Annotated in this window: 18 protein-coding genes and 1 pseudogene; 4 read left to right on the top strand and 15 right to left on the bottom strand. The window is 72.9% G+C overall.

Annotated features, from left to right (window positions below; genetic code table 11):
* The 13 genes and pseudogenes from J1M39_RS01700 to J1M39_RS01640 form a co-directional block, all read right to left on the bottom strand.
* A pseudogene (locus J1M39_RS01700) lies at positions 1 to 256 on the bottom strand (FtsB family cell division protein); the annotation flags it as partial.
* A 137-nt stretch (positions 257 to 393) separates the two neighbouring features.
* The gene (gene eno, locus J1M39_RS01695; RefSeq protein ID WP_145015646.1) at positions 394 to 1,671 is read right to left on the bottom strand and encodes a phosphopyruvate hydratase; all 1,278 of its coding nucleotides are present in this window, start codon (positions 1,669 to 1,671) and stop codon (positions 394 to 396) included.
* Positions 1,672 to 1,848: 177 nt separating this feature from the next.
* Entirely contained in the window at positions 1,849 to 2,655 is an 807-nt protein-coding gene (locus J1M39_RS01690) for a MazG nucleotide pyrophosphohydrolase domain-containing protein (protein ID WP_119217515.1), read from the bottom strand.
* Positions 2,656 to 2,662: 7 nt separating this feature from the next.
* The gene (locus tag J1M39_RS01685) at positions 2,663 to 3,874 is read right to left on the bottom strand and encodes an adenosine deaminase (RefSeq protein ID WP_036336747.1); all 1,212 of its coding nucleotides are present in this window, start codon (positions 3,872 to 3,874) and stop codon (positions 2,663 to 2,665) included.
* 24 nt (positions 3,875 to 3,898) lie between these two features.
* Positions 3,899 to 4,546, bottom strand: coding sequence for a DedA family protein (locus tag J1M39_RS01680; protein WP_036336738.1), 648 nt, complete (start codon positions 4,544 to 4,546; stop codon positions 3,899 to 3,901).
* Between the two features lie 4 nt (positions 4,547 to 4,550).
* The gene (locus tag J1M39_RS01675; RefSeq protein ID WP_036336740.1) at positions 4,551 to 5,885 is read right to left on the bottom strand and encodes a thymidine phosphorylase; all 1,335 of its coding nucleotides are present in this window, start codon (positions 5,883 to 5,885) and stop codon (positions 4,551 to 4,553) included.
* Between the two features lie 74 nt (positions 5,886 to 5,959).
* Positions 5,960 to 6,391, bottom strand: coding sequence for a cytidine deaminase (locus J1M39_RS01670; RefSeq protein ID WP_036336742.1), 432 nt, complete (start codon positions 6,389 to 6,391; stop codon positions 5,960 to 5,962).
* A 2-nt stretch (positions 6,392 to 6,393) separates the two neighbouring features.
* Positions 6,394 to 7,701 carry an ABC transporter permease gene (locus tag J1M39_RS01665; RefSeq protein WP_036336743.1) on the bottom strand — a complete coding sequence of 436 codons (1,308 nt, stop codon included), beginning with the start codon at positions 7,699 to 7,701 and terminating at the stop codon, positions 6,394 to 6,396.
* Positions 7,698 to 9,038 carry an ABC transporter permease gene (locus J1M39_RS01660; RefSeq protein ID WP_159305560.1) on the bottom strand — a complete coding sequence of 447 codons (1,341 nt, stop codon included), beginning with the start codon at positions 9,036 to 9,038 and terminating at the stop codon, positions 7,698 to 7,700. Before J1M39_RS01660 ends, J1M39_RS01665 begins: the two co-directional genes overlap by 4 nt.
* A 48-nt stretch (positions 9,039 to 9,086) precedes the next feature.
* Positions 9,087 to 10,685 (bottom strand): ABC transporter ATP-binding protein, encoded by a 1,599-nt coding sequence (locus tag J1M39_RS01655; protein ID WP_036340061.1) that lies wholly within the window; start codon positions 10,683 to 10,685, stop codon positions 9,087 to 9,089.
* 126 nt (positions 10,686 to 10,811) lie between these two features.
* A complete protein-coding gene (locus J1M39_RS01650) occupies positions 10,812 to 11,969 on the bottom strand; it encodes a BMP family lipoprotein (RefSeq protein ID WP_060974005.1) in 1,158 nt (385 codons plus the stop codon).
* A 121-nt stretch (positions 11,970 to 12,090) separates the two neighbouring features.
* On the bottom strand, positions 12,091 to 13,347 hold the full coding sequence (locus J1M39_RS01645) for an amidohydrolase (RefSeq protein WP_060974015.1): 1,257 nt from the start codon (positions 13,345 to 13,347) through the stop codon (positions 12,091 to 12,093).
* Positions 13,348 to 13,408: 61 nt separating this feature from the next.
* Positions 13,409 to 14,560: a mannose-1-phosphate guanylyltransferase gene (locus tag J1M39_RS01640; protein ID WP_052001221.1), complete on the bottom strand. Its 1,152-nt coding sequence runs from the start codon at positions 14,558 to 14,560 to the stop codon at positions 13,409 to 13,411.
* A gap of 246 nt (positions 14,561 to 14,806) precedes the next feature.
* Between J1M39_RS01640 and sdhC the strand changes: the two genes are divergently transcribed.
* From sdhC to J1M39_RS01620, 4 genes are all read left to right on the top strand, one after another.
* Positions 14,807 to 15,211, top strand: coding sequence for a succinate dehydrogenase, cytochrome b556 subunit (gene sdhC / locus J1M39_RS01635; protein WP_078025777.1), 405 nt, complete (start codon positions 14,807 to 14,809; stop codon positions 15,209 to 15,211).
* A gap of 3 nt (positions 15,212 to 15,214) precedes the next feature.
* Positions 15,215 to 15,694 carry a succinate dehydrogenase hydrophobic membrane anchor subunit gene (locus J1M39_RS01630; protein ID WP_036314556.1) on the top strand — a complete coding sequence of 160 codons (480 nt, stop codon included), beginning with the start codon at positions 15,215 to 15,217 and terminating at the stop codon, positions 15,692 to 15,694.
* A 77-nt stretch (positions 15,695 to 15,771) separates the two neighbouring features.
* Complete coding sequence (gene sdhA / locus J1M39_RS01625) at positions 15,772 to 17,559, top strand: succinate dehydrogenase flavoprotein subunit (protein ID WP_069941877.1); 1,788 nt, start codon at positions 15,772 to 15,774, stop codon at positions 17,557 to 17,559.
* Entirely contained in the window at positions 17,559 to 18,350 is a 792-nt protein-coding gene (locus tag J1M39_RS01620) for a succinate dehydrogenase iron-sulfur subunit (protein WP_036381948.1), read from the top strand. Before sdhA ends, J1M39_RS01620 begins: the two co-directional genes overlap by 1 nt.
* Positions 18,351 to 18,529: 179 nt before the next feature.
* On the opposite strand, the gene J1M39_RS01615 is transcribed toward J1M39_RS01620, so the two are convergent.
* On the bottom strand, positions 18,530 to 19,051 hold the full coding sequence (locus tag J1M39_RS01615) for a hypothetical protein (RefSeq protein WP_135040343.1): 522 nt from the start codon (positions 19,049 to 19,051) through the stop codon (positions 18,530 to 18,532).
* 7 nt (positions 19,052 to 19,058) lie between these two features.
* Positions 19,059 to 19,589: hypothetical protein (locus J1M39_RS01610; RefSeq protein ID WP_206496406.1), on the bottom strand; the 531-nt coding region annotated here is incomplete at its 5' end.

Here is a 19,589-nt window from a genome sequence, read left to right as displayed (position 1 = left end):
TGTCAGCCCGGTCCGCGTCCGGGTGCCCGTCCAGGTGTCCGGGGTGACCGGCCTGGCGGCGCTCCTGGACGCTGTGCAGGTCGATGACCTCGGCGCCCGTGGCCGCGGGCGTCGGCGTGGTGGCCTCAGGGGTCGGCGTGGGCGCGTCCGCCTTCGGGGAGGCCGTCGTCGGGGCCGCCGGGGCGGCGACGGCGGTCCGGCGCGGGGCGCCCGTCGTCGGGTCGACACGGGGCACGCGGGGGCGGCGCGGACTCATCGCGGACTCCTTCGGACGCGTGGCGGGGACCCCCACAGCCTACTGCCCGCCCCTGGCAGGCTCCTGGCCGCCCCCGGGACGGACGCGGGCCCGCCCGGAGGGATCCGGGCGGGCCCGCGCGTCGTCGTCGGGGACGGTCAGCCGCGGAAGCGCGGGAAGGCGGAGCGGCCCGCGTAGACGGCGGCGTCGGCCAGGTCCTCCTCGATGCGCAGCAGCTGGTTGTACTTGGCCACGCGGTCCGAGCGGGCCGGGGCGCCGGTCTTGATCTGGCCGGCGTTGGTGGCCACCGCGAGGTCCGCGATGAACGTGTCCTCGGTCTCGCCCGAGCGGTGCGAGATCATGCAGTGGAACATGTGGCGCTGGGCCAGGGAGATCGCGTCGAAGGTCTCGGTCAGGGAGCCGATCTGGTTGACCTTCACGAGCAGGGCGTTGCCGGCCTTCTCGTCGATGCCGCGCTGCAGCCGCTCCACGTTGGTGACGAACAGGTCGTCGCCCACCAGCTGGACGCGATCGCCCAGCTGCGCGGTCAGGTGCTGCCAGCCGTCCCAGTCGTCCTCGTCGAGCGGGTCCTCGATGGAGACGATCGGGTAGTTGTCCACCAGCTCGGTGTAGTAGGCGGCCATCTCCTCGGCGGAGCGCTGCTGGCCCTCGAAGGTGTAGGAGCCCTTGTCGAAGAACTCGGAGGAGGCGACGTCCAGCGCCAGCGCGATGTCCTCGCCCAGGCGGTAGCCGGCCTTCGTCACGGCCTCGGCGATGAGGTCCAGGGCGGCCCGGTTGGACTCCAGGGACGGGGCGAACCCGCCCTCGTCGCCCAGGCCGGTGGACAGGCCCTTCTCCTGCAGCACGGTCTTCAGGGCGTGGTAGACCTCGGTGCCCCAGCGCAGGGCCTCGCGGAAGGACGGGGCGCCGATCGGGGCGATCATGAACTCCTGGATGTCCACGTTGGAGTCCGCGTGGGCGCCACCGTTGAGGATGTTCATCATCGGCACGGGCAGCACGTGGGCGTTCGGGCCGCCCAGGTACTTGTAGAGCATGAGGTCGGAGGCCTGCGCGGCGGCCGCCGCGACGGCCATGGACACGCCCAGGATCGCGTTCGCGCCCAGCTTGCCCTTGTTGGGGGTGCCGTCCAGGTCCAGCATCGCGCGGTCCACGGCGCGCTGGTCCGCGGCGAACTCGCCCTCGAGCTCCTCCGCGATGCCCCCGACGGCGGCGACGGCGTCCAGCACGCCCTTCCCGCCGTAGCGCTTCTTGTCCCCGTCACGGCGCTCGACCGCCTCGAACTCGCCGGTGGACGCGCCCGAGGGCACGGCCGCGCGGCCCAGGGAGCCGTCGGTGAGCAGGACCTCCACCTCGACGGTGGGGTTGCCGCGCGAGTCGAGGATCTCGCGAGCGTGGATGGCGTCGATCAGGGCCATGGACGGGTCTCCTTCAATCGAAGTCGGAAGTCGTGCCCGCGGCGTGGACACGGCCTCAGCCTAGCGGGGACCTCAGGTTCCAGTCGGCCGCGCGCCGGCGACAAGACCGCCGTTCCCCCCGGCTGCGATGTCGCTGGGGCGCGGTCGGAACTGCGGCCGGGCCGAAGCGGCGTCGCGTCAGCCGGACGGGCGCAGGGCCGACCAGTCCCCCGCACGCACCCGCGCCACCGTGGTGCGCAGGGCCCGTTCGGGGTCGAGCCCCGCCGCCCGGGCCCGGCGCACCAGCGCGAACAGCTCCGCCCCGAGCGCGGCCTCGTCGGGCCACCCCGCCGCCGGGCGCTCCCCCGCCTCGGCGGCCGGCGCCGGGACGTGCGCGGCGAGCGGGTCCGGCTCCTGCCGGGCCGCGCGGTCGACCACCTTCGCGGCGGCGGCCAGCGCCGGCAGCCGGGCCGGGATGTCGCCGACGTCGAGGCCCGGGCCGGTGCCGCCGTCGTCGTGGGCCGGGGCGGCGGGCGAGAGCCCCGCGGCCGCCCGCTCCTGCGCCTTGACCCGCTCCCAGGCCAGCTCGACGGCCTCCGGCGTGACGGCGGCGAGCTCCCCGGCCGGGCGCAGGCCGCCCTCGGGGGTGAGCACGAGCGGGTTGCGCCGGATCATCTTGGCCGTGAGGGCGTCGGCGGCGTCGTCCACGCGGAACCCGGCCGTCTCCGCCGGGGCGCCCGGCGCCCGGGAGACGGCGGCGTGCAGGACCACCTGGAACAGGACGTCCCCGAGCTCGGCGGCCAGGGCGGGGTACGCGCCGTCGGCCCGACGCGCGGGCACGTCGGCCCACGCGGCGGCGTCGCGGGACTCGATCTCCGCCACCGCCTCGTACGCCTCCTCCACGAGGTACTCGGCGAGGTCGGCGTGGGTGAGCGCGGCCGTCCACGGGCAGTGGTCGCGCAGGGCCTCGACCACCGCCACCAGACGGTCCACACTCGCGCTCACGGACGGATCAGTCGTCCTCGTCCTCGTCGTCCAGCTCCTCGAGGACCGGGCCGACGGCGTCGCCGGAGATGACCTCGCCCCAGCCGGCCACGAGGATCTCGGCGAGGTCCTCGCGCTCGTCCACGGACAGGAAGGCGGCCTCGGCGGCGTTGAGCTGCAGGTCCAGCAGCTCGGAGAGCGAGTAGCCGAAGGTCTCGGCGAGCAGGTAGAGCTCGTCGGTCAGGGACACGTCCGAGACGAGCCGGTTGTCCGTGTTCACGGTGACGCGGAAGCCGAGCTGCACGAGCAGGTCGATGGGATGGCCCGCGATGCCCGCCGCGGCGTCCACCGCGCCGGTCTGCAGGTTCGAGGACGGGCAGACCTCCAAGGCGATCTGCCGGTCCCGCACCCACGCGGCGGTCTCGCCCAGGTCCACGAGGCCGGTCAGCTCGTCCAGCTGCTCGCCGTCCTCGTCCACACCGCCGTACTCCACCGAGATGTCCTCGGCCAGGCGCACGCCGTGGCCCAGACGCAGGGCGCGGCCGTCCACGAGGGCCGAGCGGACGGAGTCCAGGCCGTCGCCCTCGCCCGCGTGCACGGTGACGGGCAGGTGGTGGGCGGCCAGCCACGTGAAGGTGTCGGCGAAGCGGGAGGGCGGGAACCCGGCCTCGGCGCCCGCGATGTCGAAGCCCACGACGCCGGCCTCGCGGTGGCGCACGGCCAGCTCGGCGATCTCCTGGGCCCGGTCGGCGTGCCGCATCGCGGTGACCAGCTGGCCCACGCGGATCACGTGGCCCGCGGCGTCGGCGGCCTCGACCGCCTCGTCCAGGCCGGCCTGCACGGCCTCGACGGCCTCGTCCAGGCTCAGCCCGCCGGCCAGGTGCTGCTCGGGGGCCCAGCGGATCTCGCCGTAGACGACGCCGTCGGCGACCAGGTCCTCGACGAACTCGCGGGCCACGCGGCGCAGCTGCTCGCGGGTCTGCATCACGGCGGTGGTCAGGGCGAAGACCTGCAGGTACTTCTCGAGGGACTCGCCGTTGGCGTGCTCGGCGATCCACTCGGCCAGGCCCTCGACGGTGTCCGCGGGGACCTCGACGCCGGCCTCGCGGGCCAGGTCGAGGACGGTGCCCACGCGCAGGCCGCCGTCGAGGTGGTCGTGGAGGGAGACCTTGGGCAGGACGGCCAGGTCGACCTCGAGCGGGGAGGGGGATGCGGTGTCCGGAAGCTGCGTCGTCGTCACGGGCGTCACTCTACGGCAGGGCGCTCAGCGCAGGGCCTCCTGCTCGGCCAGGGTGAGGCCCTTCACCCCGGCGCCCAGCCGGCGGCGCAGCAGGGCCTTGAGCAGGCGGTCCAGCAGCAGGCCCACGAGCGCGGCACCCGTCACGGAGACGGCGATCTGCAGCACCGGGTTCTCCAGCCAGCCCGCGGTCAGGCGCGCGATCATGATCGAGTACGCGGCCCAGCTGGCCGTGGAGAGCAGGTCCAGCGCCACGAACCGCACCGGCGGATAGCGGGTGGCGCCGGCCGTGAGGTTCAGGGCCACGCGGCCGCCGGGGATGAACCGGGCGGTGAACAGCAGCAGCGCGCCGTGGCTGTGCAGGTGGTGACGGGCGACCTCGACCGTGGCCCGCACCCGCCGCAGCCGCATCCACCGGAACCGCTCCACGCCCACGGCACGGCCGATCGCGTACGCGGCCACGTCCCCCAGGAACGCGCCCGCGAAGCCGACCCCCCACAGCGCCCACAGGGAGAACGGATGCCCGTCGCGGACGATCGCGCCGAGGGCCACCAGCACCGACTCCGACGGGAAGATCGGCACGATGCCGTCGAGCAGGCACAGCAGCAGCGTCAGCGGCAGGACCCACCACTGCGCGGAGGCGTGGAGGATCGCCCCCTCGAGCCACGCGAGCATCCGGTCAGCCGATCCGGTCCAGGATCACGGAGCGCTCGCGCAGGGCCCGGGCGGCGTCGTCGTCGAGCTCGCCGACGGACCAGCCGCCGGCGAGCGCGGCCCTCGCCCGCTCGAAGCGCTCCGGCGTGTCCGTGTGCAGGGTCAGCACCTTCTGACCCCGGGCCACGCGCTCGCCGGGGCGCACGTGCACCTCGACGCCGGCCGCGGCCTGGACGGCCTGGCCCTGTCGCTCCCGCCCGGCGCCGAGGCGCCACGCGGTCAGGCCCACGGCCATCGCGTCCAGCTCGGTGAGGACGCCGTCCGTCTCCGCGACGACGTCCTCGGTGTGGGCCGCCGTCGGGAGGGCTGCGCGGGGGTCGCCGCCCTGGGCCTCGATCATCCGGTTCCACACGTCCATCGCCCGGCCGTTGGCCAGGTGCTCGGCCGGGTCCACGTCCGTGACCCCGGCGCCGGCGAGCATCGCGGCGGCGAGCGCCACGGTGAGCTCCACGACGTCGGCCGGGCCGCCGCCGGCGAGCACCTCCACCGACTCGCGGACCTCGAGGGCGTTGCCGGCCGTCCGGCCCAGGGGCACGGACATGTCCGTGAGCAGCGCCGAGGTGTCCACCCCGGCGTCCCGGCCGAGGTCCACCATGGTCCGGGCCAGCTCGCGGGCGGACGCCTCGTCCTTCATGAACGCGCCCGAGCCGCACTTGACGTCCAGCACGAGGGCGCCGGTGCCCTCGGCGATCTTCTTGGACATGATCGAGGAGGCGATCAGCGGGATGGCCTCCACCGTGCCCGTGACGTCGCGCAGGGCGTACAGGCGCTTGTCCGCCGGGGCCAGGCCGGAGCCGGCGGCGCAGATCACCGCGCCCACCTCGGAGAGCTGGCGCAGCATCGCCTCGTTGCTGAGGTCGGCCCGCCACCCGGGGATCGCCTCGAGCTTGTCCAGGGTGCCGCCGGTGTGGCCGAGGCCGCGGCCGGACAGCTGCGGCACGGCCACCCCGAAGGAGGCCACGAGCGGGGCCAGCGGCAGGGTGATCTTGTCCCCCACGCCGCCGGTGGAGTGCTTGTCCGCGGTGGCCAGGGGGCGGCCGTCCGGGGTGGTGAGCCCGCCGAAGTCCATGCGCTCGCCCGAGGCGATCATCGCGTCCGTCCAGCGGGCGATCTCGGCGCGGTCCATGCCGTTGAGCAGGATCGCCATGGCCAGGGCGGACATCTGCTCGTCCGCCACCACGCCGCGGGTGTACGCGTCCACCACCCAGTCGATCTGCTCGGGGGACAGCGTCCCCCGGTCCCGCTTGGTGCGGATCACCTCGACGGCGTCGAAGGGCTCGGCCTGCGGCTGCGCGGTCATGGGGGTCTCCTCGGGGGACGGCTGCGACGGTCAGCCTCCGACTCTAGCGAGCGGGCCCGGGAGCGCGCCGCAGGTCAGGGACGGTCCGCCCGCTCCAGGTCGGCCGGGCCGAAGGCGTCCGGCAGCACCGCGTCGATCCCCCGCTCCCCCGCCGGGGTGAGCAGCACGAGCCCGGGGGCGCGGAACTCGTACAGCAGCTGGCGGCACCGCCCGCAGGGCATGGTGAGCACGCCCGCGCCGTCCACGCACACGAACGCGGCCAGTCGGCCGCCCCCGCCCATGCGCAGGTCGGCCAGCAGCGCGCACTCGGCGCACAGGGTCAGCCCGTAGGACGCGTTCTCGATGTTGCAGCCCGAGACGAGGCGGCCGTCGTCGGTGAGCGCGGCGGCGCCCACCCGGAACCCCGAGTAGGGCACGTAGGCGTGCTCCGTGGCGGCCAGGGCCGCGGCCCGCAGCCGGTCCCAGTCCACGCGCGGCGCCGTCGTCGTGTGCTGCCCGTCCGCCACGGCTACTCCTTCACGTACGGCACGCCCGAGGCGGCCGGGCCGCGCGAGCGGCCCACGAGGCCGGCCACGGCGAACACCGTGACGAGGTACGGGAGCATCGCCATGAACTGGCTCGGCACCGGGGTGCCGAGGATCGCCAGGACGTACTGCATGTTGGTGGCGAAGCCGAACAGCAGCGCCGCGAAGAACGCGCCGATCGGGTTCCAGCGGCCGAAGATCACGGCCGCGAGCGCGATGAAGCCCTGGCCCGCCGTCATCTCCTTGGTGAAGGACGACGCGGAGACGAGCGTGAAGAACGCCCCGCCCATGCCGGCCACCGCACCGCCCAGCAGGACGGCGGCGTACCGCGTGCGGTTCACGTCGATGCCCACGGTGTCCGCGGCCTTGGGGTGCTCGCCCACGGCGCGCACGCGCAGGCCCCAGCGGGTGCGGAACAGGGCGAACCACAGCGCGATCACGAGCAGGTACATCGCGTAGCCCAGGATCGTCTGGTCGAACAGGATGGGCCCGAGCACGGGGATGTCCGCCAGGCCCGGGATCCGCAGGTTCGGGAAGTGCGGCGGCGCGTTGAGCTCGGTGTCCCCGTCCGTGAGGACGGTGGAGTACAGGAAGCTCGTCAGGCCGGCCACGAGCACGTTGAGCACGACGCCGACGATCACCTGGTTGACCAGGTACTTGATCGAGAACACGGCGAGCAGCCAGGACACGAGGACGCCGGCCACGATGGCGGCGACCAGGCCCGCCCAGGGCGAGCCGGTGGCGGTGCCGACGACGGCGGCCGTGAACGCGCCCGCCAGCAGCTGACCCTCGATCGCGATGTTCACCACGCCCGAGCGCTCGGCCAGGATGCCGGCCATCGAGCCGAAGATCAGCGGGACGGCCAGCGCGAACGAGCCGGCGATCAGGCCGGTGAGGAACACGGTGGTGTTGTCCGCCGAGCCGATCACCCAGATGAGGAACGCGGCCACGAAGGCGACGGCGAACGGGGCCGCGGCCCAGCCGGGGGTGCGCCCCGAGCGCAGGGTCGCCAGCCAGGCCACCGCGGTCAGCAGCGCCATGAGCCCGACGAGCAGCCAGCCCCCCAGCACGGGGTCGGCGGTCAGGTCCGGGAGCACGACGGCGTCGGACGCGTTCGAGAGTCGGAAGGTCGCCGCCGCCTCGGGGGCGCCGAGGGCGAAGACGGCCAGGGCCAGCAGGGTCAGGATCGTCAGGGCGATCGGGGTGGTCCAGTGCCGGACCACGACCCGGGCGGGCTCGGCGGCCTCGGGGCGGACGACGTCGGCGTGGGGCCGGGCGGCGGTCGCGCTCATCGGGCGTCCCCCTTCTGCTCGTGCGGGCGGTGGGTCGGGGCCGTGTCCGTGGGTGCAGTGGTCGGAGCCTGCGGGTCCGCGACGGCGGCGGTCGCGGCCTCCTGGACGCCCGTGGACGGGGCGGCGGCGTGGCCGCCGGCGCCGGTCAGCGCGGCGCCGGCCACGGCGGGCTGGGTCACGGGGTCGGCCGCGCGGCGGGCGCGCGCGGCGCCCGGGGCGGGCAGCCGGAAGATGGCGCGCACCAGCGGCGGGGCCGCGATGAGCAGCACGATCACGGACTGCACCACGAGGACGATGTCGACCGGCACCCCGGTCTCGGTCTGCATGGTCACGCCGCCGGCGCGCAGGGCGCCGAAGAGCAGGCCCGCGAACAGCACGCCCACCGGGTGGGACCGGCCGAGCAGCGCCACCGTGATCGCGTCGAAGCCGAAGGACCCGGCCACGGAGGTGTTCAGCGTGCTCTCCGTGCCGGCCACGTGGGTGGCGCCGGCCAGGCCGGCGAGGCCGCCGGAGATCGCCATGGCGGCCAGGTAGGAGCCCTTGACGGAGATGCCGGCCGTGCGGGCGGCGTCCGGGTTGGCGCCCACGGCCCGCAGGCGGAAGCCGAGGGTGGAGCGCTGCATCAGCCACCACGTGAAGAGCACGGCCAGCAGCGCGACGAAGAAGCCCCAGTGCAGCCGGAAGTCGGTCCCCAGCAGCCGCGGGAACATGGCGGAGCGGTCCAGCGGCGCGGACACCGGGTTCGTGGTGCCGGGTGCCCGCAGGACGGGGGTGTTCAGCAGGTACGCGAGCAGGTTCACCGCCACGTAGTTGAGCATGATCGTGAGGATCACCTCGTGCGCGCCGGTCCAGGCCTTGAGCACGCCGACGACGGAGCCCCACAGCACGCCGCCGAGCACGCCCATCACGACGACGAGCAGCAGGTGCACGCCGGCCGGCAGGTGCAGGTGCACGCCGAACCACGTGGCGAACATGGCGCCGAAGATGAACTGGCCCTGGCCGCCGATGTTGAACAGGCCCGCCCGGAAGGCGATGGCGATGCCCAGCGAGATGATGATCAGCGGGGTCGCCACGGTGAGGGTCTCGGTGAGCGGGTAGAGCATGCCCGTCGCGTCCGAGGCCCGGTAGTTGAAGACGGCGCCGCGGAACAGGGCCGCGAAGGCCCCGGCGAACGCGGCCCAGGCGGCGGAGAGCAGGTCGCCCGGGCGGGCGAAGAAGTAGCCGGCGGCGTCGCGGACGTCCTCGTCCACGGCGATGATCAGCAGACCGGAGATCAGCAGGGACAGCAGGATCGCCAGGGCGGTGACCGTGCCGTTGCCCGAGAGGATCCGGCGCAGGGCGGAGTCGGCGGGGGCGGGCCGGACGGCCGCGTCGGACGGCGGTGCTCACGGGCGCTCTCCTTCCGTGGTGGGGTGGGCGGCGGGCGCCTCACCGGCGGTGCCGGGCGTGCCCGCGGCGACGTCTGCGCCGGAGGCGAGGGCCGCGTCGTCGGGGGTCTGGCCGGCCATCATGAGGCCGAGCGTCTCGCGCGAGGTGTCCCCCGGCACGATGCCGACGATCCGCCCGTGGTACATCACGGCGATCCGGTCCGCCAGCTCGAGGACCTCGTCCAGCTCGGTGGAGACGATCAGCACGGGGGTGCCGGCGTCGCGCTCGGCGATGATCCGGTCGTGCAGGAACTCGATCGAGCCGACGTCCACGCCGCGCGTGGGCTGCGAGGCGATGAACAGGCGCAGCCCGTCCACGAGTTCGCGGGCCATGACGACCTTCTGCTGGTTGCCTCCCGAGAGGGAGGAGACCGGCAGGTCCACGCCCTGGGTGCGGACGTCGAACTCGGCCACGCGGCGCTCGGCGAGCGCCCGCACCGCGGCGGGGCGCATCTGCACGGCGTTGCCGGCCGGGGCGACGTCGTACCGGTTGAGCACCATGTTCTCCGCCACGGAGAACGGGCCGACGAGCCCGTCCGTGGAGCGGTCCTCGGGCACGAAGCCGACGCCGGCGCGGATGATCTGGCGGGTGGACCGGCCGATCAGCTCCCGACCGTCCAGGGTGACGGAGCCGGTGGCCTTGACCAGGCCCATGATCGCCTCGGTCAGCTCGGTCTGCCCGTTGCCCTGCACACCGGCCACGGCGAGCACCTCGCCCTGGCGGACGGCGAAGGACACGGCGTCCAGCAGCACCTGGCCCGTGGGCGAGACGACGGAGAGGTCCTCGACGCGGAACGTCTCCTCCCCCAGGGTCGGGGCCGTCTTGCGCCGCTCGAGGACGACGCTCCGGCCCACCATGAGGGCGGCCAGCTCGGCGGCCTCGGCGGAGGGGTCCGCCGTGCCGACCACGCGGCCGCGGCGCAGCACGGTGATGTCGTCCGAGACGGCCTTGACCTCGCGCAGCTTGTGGGAGATGAACACGATCGCCGTGCCGTCCTCCCGCAGCTGCCGGATGATGCCGAGCAGCTCGTCGGTCTCCTGGGGGGTGAGCACGGCGGTCGGCTCGTCCAGGATGAGGATGCGCGCGTCGCGGACGAGGGCCTTGATGATCTCGACGCGCTGCTGCACGCCCACGGGCAGGTCCTCGACGACGGCGTCCGGGTCCACGTCGAAGCCGTACTGGGCGGAGATCTCCCGGATCCGCCGGCGGGTGGCCTCGAGGTCGAGCACGCCCAGGGCGCGGGTGTGCTCGTCGCCGAGGGCCACGTTCTCGGCCACCGTGAAGACGGGCACGAGCATGAAGTGCTGGTGCACCATGCCGATGCCCGCGCGCATGGCCTCACCGGGACCGGAGAACCGGACGGGCTCGCCGTCGAGGAGGATCTCCCCCTCGGTGGGCTCGTAGAGCCCGAAGAGGACGTTCATCAGGGTGGACTTGCCGGCGCCGTTCTCGCCGAGGAGGGTGTGCACCCGCCCCGACTCCACGGTCAGGTTCACGTCCTCGTTCGCGGCGAACGAGCCGAAGCGCTTGGTGATCCCGCGCAGTTCGAGCCTCATCGAGGGCCTTCCGTCTGGTCGATGCTCGTGGTGCCGCGCTCGGCGGCGGGGGCGGGCCGGGCGCCCGCGCGCCGCGGGGCCGGTCCGGAGGGGTCCGGGCCGGCCCCGCGGCGGTGGCGAGGCGGGTCAGGCCTCCGGGGAGTACTCCGAACCGACCTTCAGCTCGCCCGAGATGATCTTCGCCTCGAGGTCCTTGAGCTCGTCCTTGAGCTCCTGCGGCACCGTGTCCTCGAAGTCGTGGAACGGGGCCAGCTCGACGCCCTTGTTCTCCAGCGTGCCCACGTAGGGCTCGGCCGAGAACTCGTCCTTCAGGTCCGCGGCGATCACGTCGGTGACGGACTGGCCCATGTTCTTCTTCACCGAGGTGAGGATCAGGTTGCCGTCCTTGGTGGACTCGTAGCCGTCCGAGTCCGGCCAGATGACCTTGACGTCCTTGCCGCCCTGGTTCGCCTCGCGGACGGCGTCCAGGGTGCCCAGGCCCACGGGGCCCGCCACCGGCATCACGATGTCGGCGCCCTCGTTGATGAAGTTGGCGGTGTTCGTCTTGCCGTTGGCCACGTTCTCGAAGTCGCCCGTAAACGAGCCGGTCTTCGCGTCCTTGTCCCAGCCCAGGACCTTGACGTCCTTGTCCTTGACCTCGTTGTAGTGCTCCACGCCGCGGGCGAAGCCGTCCATGAAGATGGTGACGGTGGGGATCTCGGCCCCTCCGTAGGTGGCCACGGTGCCGGTCTCGGTGGTGCCCGCCGCCAGGTACCCGGCCAGGAACGCCGCCTGCGCCGTGTCGTAGGTGAGCTTCTGGAAGTTGTCGGTGAAGTCGCCGTCGGTGACGTCCACGCCGAAGAAGTGGGTGTCCGAGTGCTGCGCGGCGATCGGCTTCATGGCGTCGCCGAGGAGGAAGCCCACGCCGATGACGGCGTCGCAGTCGCCGTTGACCATGGCGGTCACGTTCGGGGTGTACTCGCTGGGCTCGTTCGACTCGGCCTCGCTGGTGGTGATGCCGTAGGCCTCCTCGGCGGCCTTGAGGCCCTCGTAGGAGGACTGGTTGAAGGAGCGGTCGTCGAAGCCGCCCTCGTCCGAGACGATGCAGGCCTTGTAGTCCTTGTTGTCCGAGCCGACGCCGTCCACGGTGGCGATGGCCTCGCTCTCGGCGGCGCCGGAGCCCGAGGCCTCGGACTGCTCCGGCGGGGCGCCGCACGCGGTCAGCAGCAGGCCGGAGACGCCGAGCGCGGCGGCGGGGAGCAGGAGACGACGGCGGCGCGCGGCCGACGGGGTGGCGATGCCCATGGGGTCCTCATTTCGGAAGGCACGGTGCGAGGTCCGCGGCCGGTGGCCGCGGAAAGACGGGGCCCGTGCGGGTGGCCCCGTCCGGATGAGCGCGAGTCTACCGAACGGTGGGCCCGTCCGGTCAGTGGTGGTCCTCGCCCGTGAGCACCTGCAGCGCGGCGGCGGTGAAGACCCGCATGCCCACGCCGATGGCCCGCTCGTCCGGCGCGTAGTCCCCGCGGTGCAGATCGTAGATGGGGCCACCCGGGGACCGGGTGCCGAGGCGCAGCATGGAGCCGGGCACCTTCTGGGTCATCCAGGCGAAGTCCTCGCCGCCCATCGACTGCGGGGTCAGGACGATCGCCCGCGAGCCGAGCTCCCGCCGCGCCGCGGTCTCGATCAGCGCCGTCTCGCCCTCGGTGTTGTGCACCGGCGGGACGCCGCGCACGTGCTCGAGCTGCACGTGCACGCCGTACGGCGCGGCCACCTGTCGGACCACCTCGTCGAGCAGCGCACCGGCCTCCTCCCACACGTCCGCGTCGAGGCAGCGCATGGTCCCGGCGAGGTAGCCGGTGTTGTCGATCGCGTTGGGCGCGCTGCCGGCGGCGATCTGCCCCCACACCACGGAGACGGCCGAGCGCACGTCGATCCGCCGGGAGAGCACGGCGGGCACGTTCACGGCAATCTGGGACAGGGCGAAGACCATGTCCTCGGTGAGGTGGGGCCGCGAGGTGTGCCCCCCGCGTCCGGTGAGGGTGATCCGGATGGTGTCCGCCGCCGAGGTGATGGCGCCGATGCGGGTGCCGATCGAGCCGACGTCGACCTGGGGATCGCAGTGCGCCGCCAGGATGCGGGGCACGTCGTCGAGGACCCCCTGGCGCAGCACGGCCAGGGAGCCGCCGGGCAGCCGCTCCTCCGCGGGCTGGAAGATGACGCGGACCGTGCCGTGGGCCCGCTCACCGGCCGCGCGCAGGTCGGCGTCGGCGGTGGCCCCGCGGAGGATGCGGCCGAGGGAGACGGCCACACCCGCCATGACGGCGGTGTGCATGTCGTGGCCGCACGCGTGCGCGACGCCGTCATTGACGGACACGTAGGGCAGGCCGGTCTCCTCCTCGACCGGCAGCGCGTCGATGTCGGCGCGCAGGGCCAGCACCACCGGCCCCTCCCCGACGTCCACGTAGGCACCCGTGGACTCCATCCGCACGGGCGAGAGCCCGTAGCCGGCGAGCAGCTCCACGATGCGGTCGGTGGTGCGGTACTCCTCATAGGAGAGCTCGGGATGCCGGTGCACGTCGCGGCGGAAGGCCACGATCTCCTCCTCGAGCTCGGCCACCACGGGGGCCACCGAGGGGACGGAGGTCGGACGGGGCCCGGTCAGCACGGAGTCGGAGGTGGTCATGGCCCAGCACCCTACTCCGGGGGTGCCGGTCGGTGGGGGCCGGACCCGGCCGGGGACGCGGTCAGAGGACCTCGTCCACGCCCTCCGCCTTGAGCGCCTCGACGGCCTTCTTGACCTCCTGGGCGTGCTCCGTGGTGGTGACCAGCAGCGCGTCCTCGGTGTCCACCACGACGACGTCCTCGATGCCGATCAAGGCGATGACGCGCTTCGTGTCCGTCACCACGACGCCGGACGCGTCGTCCGAGTACACGCGCGGGGTGTCCCCGATCACCGTGATGCCGGAGGCGTCCTTGACCGGGTTCAGGCGGGCGATCGCCGCGAAGTCCCCCACGTCGTCCCACGTGAAGGAGCCGGGGATCATGGCCACGTCGCCGACGGCGGCGGCGGGCTCGGCCACGGCGTAGTCGATGGCGGTCTTCGTCAGCTCGGGCCACACCCGGGCCATGACCTCGTCCCGCTCCGGCGTCTCCCACGCGCGGGCGATCTCCATCAGGCCGGCGTGCAGCGCGGGCTCGTTCTCCTCGAGGTGGGCCAGCATGAGGCCCACGGGCGCCACGAACATGCCCGCGTTCCAGAGGTAGCGGCCGGACTTCACGTACTGCTGGGCGACCTTCAGGTCCGGCTTCTCCACGAACGCGGCGACGTCGTGCGCGTCCGGGGCGCCGGCCACGCGGAGGCGGCGGCCCCGGCGGATGTAGCCGAAGCCCGTGGCCGCGTGCGTGGGCTCGATGCCGATGGTCACGATCCGGCCCGTGGCCGCCGTCTCGACGGCCTGCCGCACCGCGTCCTGGAAGACCTCCACCGGGGAGATCACCTGATCCGCCGCGAACGAGCCCATGATCGTGTCCGGGTCGCGCAGGGAGAGGATCGCCGCGGCCAGGCCGATGGCGGCCGCGGAGTCCTTAGGCGAGGGCTCGAGCACCAGATCCGTCTCCGCCAGGGACGGCAGCTGCGTGCACACCGCCTCCCGGTGGGCCTCCCCGGTCACCACGAGCATGCCCGCGGCCAGGGGCGCCAGACGGTCCCACGTGGCACGGATCAGGGTCTGACCCGAGCCGGTGAGGTCGTGGAGGAACTTCGGCGCGGCGGCCCGCGAGAGGGGCCACAGGCGGGTGCCCACGCCCCCGGCGGGGATCACGGCGTGGAAGCGGGACAGGGCCGTGCCCGGCGCGGCCTCGCGCGGGGCATCGGTCAGGTTCGGATCGGTGCTCACCGGGCCAGACTACGGAACCGTCCGGACGGGGGACCACTCGCCGCGTCCCAGGCGGGGCACAGCCCAGACCGAACAGGACGGCGGCGGGGCGCCGCACGCGTCACAGTGGTCGCCCGGGTCCCGATCGGGCACGGAGGCGCGGGAAGGGTCTACCCTAGGTGGAGGAATCCACTCGCACACGCCCCTGCCCGTCGTCGTCCCACGGCGGAGGACCGGGATCGTGCATTCCCCCTGGAGGTATCAACCGTGTCTAGCGCCACTGCGCAGGCCCCGGCCAAGAACGGCCGCGGAACCCTGTACCGGGGCCACGGCGGCATGTGGTCCTGGGTGGGCCACCGCGTCACCGGCGTCGTCATCTTCTTCTACCTGCTCGTCCACGTGCTGGACACGGCCCTGGTCCGGGTCTCCCCCGAGGCCTACAACGCCGTGATCGGCTCGTACAAGACGTGGTACTTCGCGCTCGGCGAGGCCGGCCTCGTCGCGGCGATCATCTTCCACGCCCTGAACGGCCTGCGCATCATCCTGGTCGACTTCTGGAAGGGCGGCACCCAGCACCACAAGACCCTGCTGTGGATCGTGCTGGGGCTGTGGGTCGTCCTGACCCTGGGCTTCGCCATCCGTCACTTCAGCCTCGCACTCGGAGGTCACTGAGCCATGAGCACCACCGCTGAGACCACCATCGCGGCGCCCCGCAGCCGCCGTCTGGACCCCAAGTACACGCGCGACGGCGGCGGCCGCGGCAACTTCGAGATGCTCGCCTGGCTGTTCATGCGCATCTCGGGCGTCTTCCTCGTCGTGCTGATCGCCGTGCACCTGACCACCAACCTGCTGGTGGGCGACGGCATCCACGCCATCGACTTCGGCTTCGTGGCCGGCAAGTGGGCGCACCCGCTGTGGCAGTTCTGGGACCTGGCCCTCCTGTGGCTGGCCATGCTGCACGGCGCCAACGGCGTGCGCACGATCATCAACGACTACACCCGTCGCGGCAGCGCCCGCTTCTGGCTGACGATGATCCTGTACATCGCCACAGCCGTGATCATCATCCTCGGCACCCTGGTGATCTTCACCTTCGATCCCTGCATGGTGGACGCCTCCGGCGCCCTGCTCGAGGGCTCCCCGGCCTTCTGCGGCTGACCTCGGAAACGCTCGCCCTGCGGTGCGGCCGGCCCGAGCGGCCGCCGCGTCACAGACACCCAGAAAGAGAGACCTGAATGCAGGTGCACAAGTACGACGTGGTGATCGTCGGCGCCGGCGGCGCGGGCATGCGCGCGGCCATCGAGGCCGGTCAGCGCGCGCACACCGCCGTCCTCACCAAGATCTACCCCACGCGTTCCCACACCGGCGCGGCCCAGGGCGGCATGTGCGCGGCCCTCGCCAACGTCGAGGAGGACAACTGGGAGTGGCACACGTTCGACACCGTCAAGGGCGGCGACTACCTGGTGGACCAGGACGCCGCGGAGGTCATGGCCAAGGAGGCCATCGACGCGGTGCTGGACCTCGAGAAGATGGGCCTGCCCTTCAACCGCACCCCCGAGGGCAAGATCGACCAGCGCCGCTTCGGCGGCCACACCCGTGACCACGGCAAGGCGCCCGTGCGCCGCGCCTGCTACGCCGCGGACCGCACCGGCCACATGATCCTCCAGACGCTGTACCAGAACTGCGTCAAGCACAACGTGGAGTTCTTCAACGAGTTCTACGTGCTCGACCTGCTGCTGGTGGAGGAGGACGCCGTGCGCGAGGACGGCACCGCCTACAAGCAGAAGCGCACCGCCGGCGTCGTCTCCTACGAGCTGGCCACCGGCGAGATCCACGTCTTCCAGGCCAAGTCGGTCATCTTCGCCACCGGCGGCGCCGGCAAGGTGTACAAGACCACCTCGAACGCCCACACCCTCACCGGCGACGGCATGGCCATCGCCTACCGCGCGGGCCTGCCGCTCGAGGACATGGAGTTCGTGCAGTTCCACCCGACCGGCCTGGCCGGCCTGGGCATCCTGCTCTCCGAGGCCGCACGCGGCGAGGGCGGCATCCTCCGCAACGCGGACGGTGAGCGCTTCATGGAGCGCTACGCCCCCACCATCAAGGACCTCGCCCCGCGCGACATCGTGGCCCGGTCCATGGCCGAGGAGGTCCGTCAGGGCCGCGGCGCCGGCCCCAACAAGGACTACGTGCTGCTCGACCTGACGCACCTGGAGCCCTCGCACATCGACGAGAAGCTCCCGGACATCACCGAGTTCGCCCGCACCTACCTGGGCGTCGAGCCCTACACGGAGCCGGTGCCGGTGTTCCCCACCTGCCACTACTTCATGGGCGGCATCCCCACGAACATCAAGGCCGAGGTCCTCCAGGACAACGACACCGTCGTGCCGGGCCTGTACGCCGCCGGCGAGGTGGCCTGCGTGTCCGTGCACGGGTCCAACCGCCTGGGCACCAACTCGCTGCTGGACATCAACGTGTTCGGCCGCCGCGCCGGCATCTACGCCGCCGAGTACGCCGCGCAGGCGGACTGGGTGGAGCTGCCCGAGGGCGGTGAGCTGCCCACCGTGGAGCACATCGAGAACCTGCGCTCCGCCACCGGCTCCGAGCGCGTCGCGGACATCCGCGCCGAGCTCCAGGAGTCCATGGACGCGGACATGCAGGTCTTCCGCGACGAGGACTCGATCCGCCGCGCACTGGCCAAGATCGAGGAGCTGCGCGGCCGCTACGAGAACGTGTCCGTCCAGGACAAGGGCCACCGCTTCAACCTCGACCTGCTCGAGGGCATGGAGCTGGGCTACCTGCTGGACATCGCCGAGGCGATGACCCTCGCGGCCCTGGGCCGCAAGGAGTCCCGCGGCGGGCACTACCGCGAGGACTACCCCGACCGCGACGACGAGAACTTCATGGCGCACACCATGATCTACCGTGACGAGACCGCGGAGATGGAGGGCGTCAAGGGCATCCGCTTCGAGACCAAGCCCGTCGTCGTGACCCGTTACCAGCCGATGGAGCGTAAGTACTGATGAGCCACTCAGCAACCGAGACCGAGGCCCCCGTGGCCCAGGCGCAGACCCAGTCCGCCGGTGGCGGCGCAGGCGAGGTCGAGAGCTTCGACATCGTGCTCAAGGTCCGCCGCTACCTCCCGGAGTCCTCCGAGGAGTCCTACTGGGACGAGTGGCGCCTGACCATGTACGGCACCGACCGCGTGCTGGACGCCCTGCACAAGGTCAAGTGGGACCACGACGGCACCCTGTCGTTCCGCCGCTCCTGCGCCCACGGCGTGTGCGGCTCCGACGCCATGCGCATCAACGGCCGCAACCGACTGGCCTGCAAGACGCTCCTGAAGGACCTCGACCTGTCCAAGCCCATCCTGGTGGAGCCCATCAAGGGCCTGCCGGTGGAGAAGGACCTGATCGTGGACATGGACCCGTTCTTCCAGTCCTACCGCGAGATCATGCCGTTCCTGGTCGCCGAGGGCCACGCGCCCACCAAGGAGCGCTACCAGTCCCAGGCCGACCGGGCGATCTACGACGACACCACGAAGTGCATCCTGTGCGCCGCGTGCACCTCGTCCTGCCCGGTGTTCTGGACGGACGGCCAGTACTTCGGCCCGGCCGCCATCGTGAACGCGCACCGGTTCATCTTCGACTCGCGTGACGAGGCCGGCGACATGCGCCTGGAGATCCTGAACGACAAGGAGGGCGTGTGGCGCTGCCGCACGACCTTCAACTGCACCGACGCGTGCCCCCGCGGCATCCAGGTGACCAAGGCGATTGCCGAGGTGAAGCAGGCCATCCTGGCCCGCCAGTTCTGATCCCCCGCACCACGACGGCGGCCCGTCTCCTCGCACGAGGAGGCGGGCCGCCGTCGTCGTGGGCGGCGCCCCCTCCCGCCGAGGCCCGCAGACACGCCGTTACCGGCCCGGCGTCGCGGCGTGTCTGCGGGCCTCAGCGTGGGGGCGGCGTGGGGACGGGGGGCGGAGGCGGTCCGAGCTCAGCCGTCGAAGGCGTCGCGCGTCTCCCGCCGGTGCGCCACACGCAGCCACACCGCGCTGGACACGAGCATCCCGACGACGGCGCCCAGCACGACCGGGCCCCCTCCCCCGGCCTGCACCATCCGCCCGCCGTCGACCATCCAGAAGGCCGCCGTGAGCATCCCCAGCACCACGAGCACGCTCCCCACGGGGCGCACGGCCCGGATGCGGCGGGTGATGCCGGCCAGGAGCACCAGGGTCAGGACGACCACCGCCGCGGCGGCCACCGGCCACGCCCCCGCCGGGGTGAGGAACGCGGCGACGTCGGCCTCGGTGACCTCGCTCGCGCCCCAGGAGCGCGCCTCCAGCACGGCGCGGGCGTAGCCGGGCGTCGACTGCAGCGCGAGCACGCCCCCCACGCCGGCCGCGCTCAGTGCGCCCGTGACGGCCGTGACGGTCTGGAACAGGCGCAGGGGACGCAGCGACGCGAGATCGGGGGCGGGGTCCGTGATCTCGTGGGGATCGTCGTCGAGGGGGTGCATGCCCCCATCATGCCCGGCGGCGCAGGAAAGTCGTCGCGAGGCCGGGGTTGAAGGCGCACACGAGCCAGGCCGCGTTCACGAGCGCGAACAGCCCGCCCAGGACCAGGGGCAGCACCACGTCCCCGGCAGGGAAGACGAACAGGCGGATGGTCCCCAGCAGCGTCACGAAGATGGCGATGGAGGCGAACAGGGCGCCCATGATGCGCGCCGTGTTGCTGTGCCGGGTCAGCCCGACGAGGACGATCGCGTAGACCGCCAGGCCCAGCAGGGTCGCGAACCAGACGCTGCCGGTGAGGGCGCCCTCGATCGCCTCGGCGGTCATCGCGGGCGACTGCGCGCTGCCCTCGGGCAGCGAGTCCGCGATGTCCTGGGCCGCGCCCGGGAGGAGGTTGCGCAGGATCGACGCGGCGTAGAGGACCGCGGACGCGACCGTCAGTCCGAGCAGCGCCCGGAACACGCCGGGGGTGCGGGCGTCGGGGCGGATCAGCGGGCGGGCGTCCGGACCGGAGTGCCCGGCGATGCGCCGCCGCGCCTCATC

Origin of the sequence: Micrococcus sp. KRD077 (assembly GCF_017168505.1) — a bacterium.
Lineage (GTDB): Bacteria > Actinomycetota > Actinomycetes > Actinomycetales > Micrococcaceae > Micrococcus > Micrococcus luteus.
This window is presented reverse-complemented; position numbering and strand designations above follow the sequence as displayed.